The sequence below is a fragment of the Pseudomonadota bacterium genome (assembly GCA_022361155.1).
Classification (GTDB): Bacteria; Myxococcota_A; Polyangia; order Polyangiales; family JAKSBK01; genus JAKSBK01.
This window is the reverse complement of the sequence record JAKSBK010000464.1, coordinates 21,285-27,939: the sequence shown is the minus strand read 5'-3', so window position 1 is coordinate 27,939 and position 6,655 is coordinate 21,285. Positions and strand designations below refer to the sequence as shown.

Below are 6,655 nucleotides of genomic sequence, written 5' to 3'. Positions count from 1 at the left end.
GTCGTCAGATGTAGACCAAAGAAGCAACGGGGCGCCGGCGTGGCTGTGCCCGACTGAAGTCGGGTAAGGAGTCGCCCGACGAATGCAGGATCCGCCAGGTCCTGAGCCGGCGGTACACAGGACATCCATCACAGGGAGCGTGGCGGCGCACAGGACATCCATTAAATGTCAGCTCAGGCGAGTCCGACGCGTGGCTGTCGGGATGGTCACCAAATGCGACGTCGTCAAGAAATTGGGTGTCCTTATTGCGTCGGGGTGAGCCATGAGCGGAATCCACGTCTCCCGTGCGTCGGCCAAGCGCCACAGCGCAGACATGACTGGCATTGAACAACCTCCCCTATTTTGCACCGGCATGTAGCTACGGACACAGCCATTCGAGCCCTTGAGCGTCTGCGGTAACGGACGCGGGTAGATCCGTGAAGCTGATCTTGGCGTCGGCGCTGGAATGCTTGCCGCCGCTTGTCGTCAGGGCTGACTTCGGGACGGTGGCTACGAAGTACGCGGCGGGTGCGGGGGAGCATGGGGTTGGCCAGCCGACGGGTACGGTCGCACCGTTCAGCCTGATTTGCGTGCCGCTGCCGGGGTGCGTGAGAAGCCCGCTCACGCCGATCATGGCTTCCGGCTTGCCGGGCTCCCGGCTCAACGTGATGAAGCGCTGGAGCTCGAACGCTCCCGCGATCCAAGCTTGCGACAGGGCCAGGCGATAGCTGGCAGGGCTCTTGAGCGCGTCCAGTACCGGATCGATTGCTGCAGCGAGCAGGGCGTTGGAGTCGTTCACGTAGCTGGCCGCCGCCATCAGGCGCGCTGGGTCGTCGGCCTGAGGGGCAGGGCTAGCAGCGGCGAGCAACACTTCCGCAGGCGGCATCTGCTGATTCTGGACGGCGAGCTCCCATCCGATCTGACCGCCGCGCCGGAGGAGAAGGCCTGCCAGCGAGCCGATTTGGTAGAACTCCGAGCCAGGGTCGAACGTGTCGAGCATGAGGAAGCCGCCCACGTTGTTCTGGATGAGGGTCAGAAGCGCTGCGTCGCTCTGCTGGCATCCGCCTACTGCGAGAGCCGCCATGACGATCTCGGCGTACTGGGCCGTGCCTTCGGCTACATCGAACGCTGCGGCCTCCATCAACATCGCGGGATGTTCCGCCTTGAGCCGCGCCTGCCAGAAGGCAGCGGCCGCGAAGTCCGTGCTTTGCGTGCGCAGGGCCTGCGCAAGCGCGTTGAGTAGCGCGTTTCGCAGATAGCGGGGCGCGGTCTCTTGTGGATAGGGTGTCGATCGACTCCCCAGAGCCGCCATGGGCCAGGAGGCCTGAGCAATGAAGTGAAAGCCCTCATGGAGCGTGAGCAGAACCAGCTGATCCGGCCAGCTGGCCCTCGGCCGCCCGCGCTCGCGAGCGTCGTCGTCCATGCGCTCGAGCCGATCGATGGCGACGCCCAACGTCGGATGCCCATGAAAAGTTTCGTAGTTGTAGAACTGCAGCCACGCAGGCGAGAGCCCACTCGCATCCAGCACCGAAATGCGCGGGGGGCTCTGAGGACCCGCGCTCAGATCATTCAAGAGGTAGGCCTTGCCCGTGCTTTCGGACACAAACAGGACTTGGTTCTTGCGATAGGCTTCCGCGATCCCCGGCCAGGCGCGATCTGGACACTCGAACATGGCCGCTGCCAGCGCAGCGAAAGCGGCCTGCACGTGTTGAGGCAGGCCAGTCGGACCACCCGGACTGGGAGCAGGTTGGGGCCCACCGGCATCGGGCGCGGGCGGAGGGAACGCCGTACCGGCGCCTGGGCTTGGCGTCGGCGCTGTCGATCTGCCTGCCCCCGCGCCAGCGGGGACCGAATCCGTGGCCACGCCGTCGCAGGAGGCGAGGCCGTACAGCATGCAGAACGCAAGTGCCGTGATCCGTAACGGTTTGAACATGGATGACTCTCCCGACTCCTTAATCGCCACCAAACTGCCCAAAGCTCGCAAAAAGCGACTGCCCTGACAGGTTTTGTGAAGCGGATGGCGTAGCTTTGTACGAATTCAGCGCACTCAGAATCCCATCGGTCCGATCCTCATGGATCGCAGTGGCTATGTTGCTCCTCCTCGAAATATCCCCAATATTCCTCGTCGTCGCGCCTCGCCAGCGGCGCGCAGTCCTCACCGAAAACACACGAGCTATTCTTCCGAGGGCCCTTAGGAGGCGCGAACTAGAACACCCCAAGAGCAGGGAATAGCCACAGCAGAAAGAAGCAGATCAGCGCGCACCCCGTCAGATCGAACAGGAGGCCGGTCTGGATCATGTCTCGGAGCTTCACCCGCCCAGTCCCGTAGACGATGGCGTTTGGTGGCGTCGAAACAGGCAGCATGAAGCCGTAGCTCGCGCCTACTGCAGCGGCGACAACGAGGGGGAGGATAACCTCCGGCGCGGCCGTGCCAAAGCTGGCGAGCAGGACCGGTACGACGATCGACGTGGAGGCCGTGTTCGAGCTCAGCTCGCTCATGACGATCGAGAAGGCGACGGCGGCAGAGCCCGCGATCAACAAGCTGGTGCCAACGTTGGCAAATGCCAGTCGACCCATCTGCTCGGCAAGGCCCGATCCCATCAGTACGCGCCCCATGCACAGGCCCCCTCCAAACAGGAGGATGGTCCCCCAGTCGATCGACCTGACGTCGTCCCATACCAGGTTGCGCTGGCGGTGCTCGCCCGACCGGTACGAAAGGCAGAAGAGCAACACAGAGCACAGCAAGGCTACTACACCCATGGGCAGACTCCGCGATAGCAAGCTGGCCGCTGCGGCGTCCGCCAACACGGCCTTGCCAAGTCCGGGCAACAACCAAAGGACAATGGCCAAGCCGAAGCACAAGCCTACCTGCAGCTGCGCCGCGCTGAGGGCCCCCATCGCATCCAGCCTTTGGCGAAAGACGTTGGAGACATCCTCGACGTGCACGTCGGGAAGCCTGAATTTCAGCGACATCAACGCTTGTAGCGCGATCAACATGAGCAACGCGATCGGCAGGCCGAACACCATCCAGTCGAGGAACTCGATGTGCACACCCTCTTGCGCCAGAAACTGGATGGCGAGCAGGTTGGGGGGAGAGCCCACGGGCGTGGCAATGCCCCCGATGCTGGCCCCGAAGGCGGCGGTTAGCAGCAGCCGCGTGCTGAAGCGTTCAGCGTCCTCACTACTGGGCAGCGCATCGCGCAGGGTCTCCACGATACCCACGGCCAGCGGCGCCACGATCGCACAAGCAGCCGTGTTCGAAATCCACATGCTCAACGCAAACGAGACACCGGATACCGTCCAGCACACGGACGAGAGTGAGCGGAAGAAGGTCCGCCGGCTCAGAATCATGTACACCAGCCGCCTGTCCCAGCCGTGCTTCTGCATTGCCTTGGCCAGAAAGAAGCTCCCGACAAAGAGAAACAGGATCTGGTTTCCGAACGGAGCGAAGGCCTGTTGAACGTCGAGTGCCCCATAGAGAACGGCGAGCACAGGGACGAGCAGACCGGTCACTGCCAGCGGTAACAGCTCGGTGAACCACAAGACAACGACCGTCAGGAAAATGGCCAGCGACCCGTCGCTTCTTCCGGCGAGGCGCTCGCAAACCAGCGGGACCGCGAGCGCGAGCGCGACCCAGATTCCGACGCCGCGGCTTGCGACGGTTTGTGGCACGATGCCGCTCACGCTGTTCGGAGCATAGCCGAAGCAGCTACCAGCTGCAGGAATGAGCCGTCCGATGGGCCGGAAGCTGCTGACCGGATTGCTGGAGCGCCTCCCTGTCGACCTTGGGCTGCTCCGGCCTCACCCCACCGCCAGACCGTGCTCCTTTGCCAGCGCCTCGTTCTTTGCCTGCGCCGCCCGCAAGGCGGGGCGCTCCGACAAGCGTCCGACGTAATCCACGATGCGGGGACGAGGCTCGAGCATCTTGAAGTGAAGCAGATAGCGTACGGTACCGCCGAAGATCACGTCTGCCATGCTGAAACGTTCCCCCAACAGCCATGGACCCTCGCCGATGGCGTGCTCCACGCTGTCGAGCATTGATTCGTACTCACCCCAGCCGGCCGATTCCGCGCGGTACTCCCAGCTGGCGCCCTTGGCATACGCGGCCGGTTCGATCACCGAAGGCGCGAAGAGGCTCCAACGCAAATAGGTACCGCGCGCTGGATCGTCCATTGCCGGAGCAAGCGTCCCGTAACCGTAGCGATCCGCCAAATACAGACCGATGGCCGCAGCTTCCGTGACCACGATGTCACCGTCCACCAGGGTGGGCAGTTTGCCCATGGGGTTCAGCGCCCGAAAGCTGGAGGCCCGCTGCTCGCCAGCCTTCAGGTCCACGAACCGAAGCGTGTACGGCAGCTGCAGCTCCTCGAGCATCGCCAACACGCCTGCCGCACGAGTGAAGGGGTGGTGGTAGAGTGTCACGGATTTGGACTCGCCGCTCATGAAGGCGAGCGTAGTAGCGGCGAGTGCCAATTTCCAGGCCCGCGCAGCGCTTCGCGAGTTTGACGTCCTGGTATCGCCATCCGCTGAGGAGGTGCGCAGCCAGTCCTTCACCGGGCGCAGCGCTTCGCGAGTTTGACGTCCTGGTATCGCCCGTTCCGGTATCGCCCTTGGCCGGAGCAGCTGCCCGTTGCCGGTGCAGATTCAGTTGTACGAGGTGTACGAGCCCCCATTCGATAGCGCGAGGGCTTCGAGGAACTCACGCGCCTGGTCTCCGCCAACGCCAACGTTCGACATGGTGAAGGAGCTCGCTAACCCCTTGAGATTCCCCATCTATCCTGGAGCGGGCAATGGGACTCGAACCCACGACCTACAGCTTGGGAAGCTGTCACTCTACCACTGAGTTATGCCCGCAACAGGCTGGGATTGTTAGCGTTTGCGGGGCGGCCCGTCAAGCATTGGAGTGGGCGCTTCAGCTCCATGGCCGCCCGGGACAAGGCCGCGAAGGTCCGAGTAGCGTCGGTCCAAAAAGCGCTATAGTGCGTTGCTACGATGCGGAGGTAAGCCACGTGCGACGCGTACTCGTCACGGGTGCCAACAAGGGAATCGGCCTGGCTATCGTCGAGGCCGTCTTGGACAACCAGGCCGATGCGTTCGTACTGCTTGGCTCACGCAGCGCAGAGCGAGGCCGGGCCGCGGTTGCCGGCCTCATCGAGAAACGTCCGTCGTGGGCAGACCGCCTTCAGCTGCTGGAGATCGATGTAGCGAGCGATGCCTCCGTCGCTCGGGCCGCCGGGGAGGTCCGCCGCCGCTTCGGTGTCGAGCCAGAGCCCCTGTACGGGCTCGTCAACAACGCCGGGGTGGGGTTCCGGTCGCAAAGCCTGCGCTCTACCCTGGAGGTGAACACCTTGGGGGTCCAACGCGTCTGTGAGGCCTTCCTGGCGCTCATGAATCGAAGGCAGGGACGCATCGTCAACATCACGTCTGCGTCGGGACCGAACTACGTTTCGGACTGCAGCCCAGCGTGGCAACGTTTTTTCCGTGACCCTCGGATCGAGCGGACGGCCTTGCAGAGCCTGCTCGACGATTGCTTCAGCCCGCAGGACCTATCCGCCAGGGGGCTTTCCGGCGCAAACCCCTACGGCCTGTCCAAGGCATGCGCCAACAGCTACACGATGCTTCTGGCCCGGGAACACCCCCATCTGCACATCAACGCTTGCACGCCGGGCTTCATCGCCACCGACATGACGCGGCCCTACGCCGATTCCCAAGGCGGATCGCCCGCGGAGCTGGGGATGAAACCGCCAGCGGAGGGCACGCGCGCGCCCTTGCATCTACTTTTTGGGAAACTGGAGGGTAACGGTCGCTACTACGGCAGCGACGCCCAGCGCAGTCCGCTGCACCGCTATCGGGCCCCGGGCACGCCCCCGTATTCGGGGGACTGAGCGAGCGTACCGCCGCAATTGCCTTGAAATGCCAGGTACCCGGCTGCTTCGTGAGCGACAGCCCCCAGCGTGTCGCTATAGCCTAGGCTAATCCCGGCTGCTCATGAGCAGCTGCAGCAAATACCAGAACAGCAGGGCGATCGACGCGAACAGCTGCAGGGAGGCTCCAACGTAGCGGCTTTCGGGATAGTGGTAGAGCACGTTCGAGGTGTCGTAGAGGATGGCCGCGCCTGCAAAGGCGATCATCCCGATCGTGAAGAAGATACCCAGACTGAAACCGAACAAGGCCCCGGCCACGATCAAGCCCAACGCGCACAGGGCGACCCAGCGCAGTATACCTCCCAAGAACGAGAAATCCTTGCGAGTCATTACGGCAATCGCGGTCAGCCCGGCAAACCCGAGCACCGTAAGATAGGCCGCGTTCTGAATGACCCCGCCCCCGGCCGAGAACTCGGCGACGTACAGCAGCGGCGCGAATACGATGCCTTCGGCAGCTACGAACCCGCCCAACGCAGCATACTGGGCACCCATCGACGCCGAATTGTGGGCAACTCGGCTCGCCAGCCAGCTCACGACCATGAAGGCGCCCAGCCACAACAGCCAACTGCTGCCCGCCATGAGCTGAAAGAGGCGCGCGGCGAGGCCGGTCTTGAACAAGGCAACTTCGAACAGCGTGAAAGCGACGATTGCACCAAACAGGTGCCCGTAGGTTCGGTTGATGAACCGCGCCCGTGTATCGATGTCGACCGAAGCAACAGCGGGAGCGCTAGCGATGCCGTACGTCATGTCCC

General features: G+C 63.5%; 5 protein-coding genes and 1 tRNA gene. 1 reads left to right on the top strand and 5 read right to left on the bottom strand.

Annotation, left to right across the window (positions count from 1 at the left end):
* Positions 1 to 358 precede the first annotated feature (358 nt).
* From MJD61_17555 to MJD61_17540, 4 genes are all read right to left on the bottom strand, one after another.
* Positions 359 to 1,912, bottom strand: coding sequence for a hypothetical protein (locus MJD61_17555; protein ID MCG8557068.1), 1,554 nt, complete (start codon positions 1,910 to 1,912; stop codon positions 359 to 361).
* 272 nt (positions 1,913 to 2,184) lie between these two features.
* Entirely contained in the window at positions 2,185 to 3,663 is a 1,479-nt protein-coding gene (locus MJD61_17550; protein MCG8557067.1) for a DASS family sodium-coupled anion symporter, read from the bottom strand.
* Positions 3,664 to 3,780: 117 nt separating this feature from the next.
* On the bottom strand, positions 3,781 to 4,422 hold the full coding sequence (locus MJD61_17545; protein MCG8557066.1) for a glutathione S-transferase family protein: 642 nt from the start codon (positions 4,420 to 4,422) through the stop codon (positions 3,781 to 3,783).
* A gap of 336 nt (positions 4,423 to 4,758) precedes the next feature.
* A tRNA-Gly gene (locus tag MJD61_17540) sits at positions 4,759 to 4,833 on the bottom strand.
* Between the two features lie 155 nt (positions 4,834 to 4,988).
* Between MJD61_17540 and MJD61_17535 the strand changes: the two genes are divergently transcribed.
* The gene (locus tag MJD61_17535; protein MCG8557065.1) at positions 4,989 to 5,864 is read left to right on the top strand and encodes an SDR family NAD(P)-dependent oxidoreductase; all 876 of its coding nucleotides are present in this window, start codon (positions 4,989 to 4,991) and stop codon (positions 5,862 to 5,864) included.
* A gap of 87 nt (positions 5,865 to 5,951) precedes the next feature.
* Here MJD61_17535 and MJD61_17530 read toward each other — a convergent pair whose 3' ends face one another.
* Positions 5,952 to 6,650 carry a Bax inhibitor-1 family protein gene (locus MJD61_17530; protein ID MCG8557064.1) on the bottom strand — a complete coding sequence of 233 codons (699 nt, stop codon included), beginning with the start codon at positions 6,648 to 6,650 and terminating at the stop codon, positions 5,952 to 5,954.
* Positions 6,651 to 6,655 lie beyond the last annotated feature (5 nt).

Bases quoted from the DNA above. Each gene is read 5' to 3' on its own strand.
- MJD61_17555 (MCG8557068.1), bottom strand. From the start codon at position 1,912: ATGTTCAAACCGTTACGGATCACGGCACTTGCGTTCTGCATGCTGTAC.
- MJD61_17530 (MCG8557064.1), bottom strand. From the start codon at position 6,650: ATGACGTACGGCATCGCTAGCGCTCCCGCTGTTGCTTCGGTCGACATC.
- MJD61_17545 (MCG8557066.1), bottom strand. From the start codon at position 4,422: ATGAGCGGCGAGTCCAAATCCGTGACACTCTACCACCACCCCTTCACT.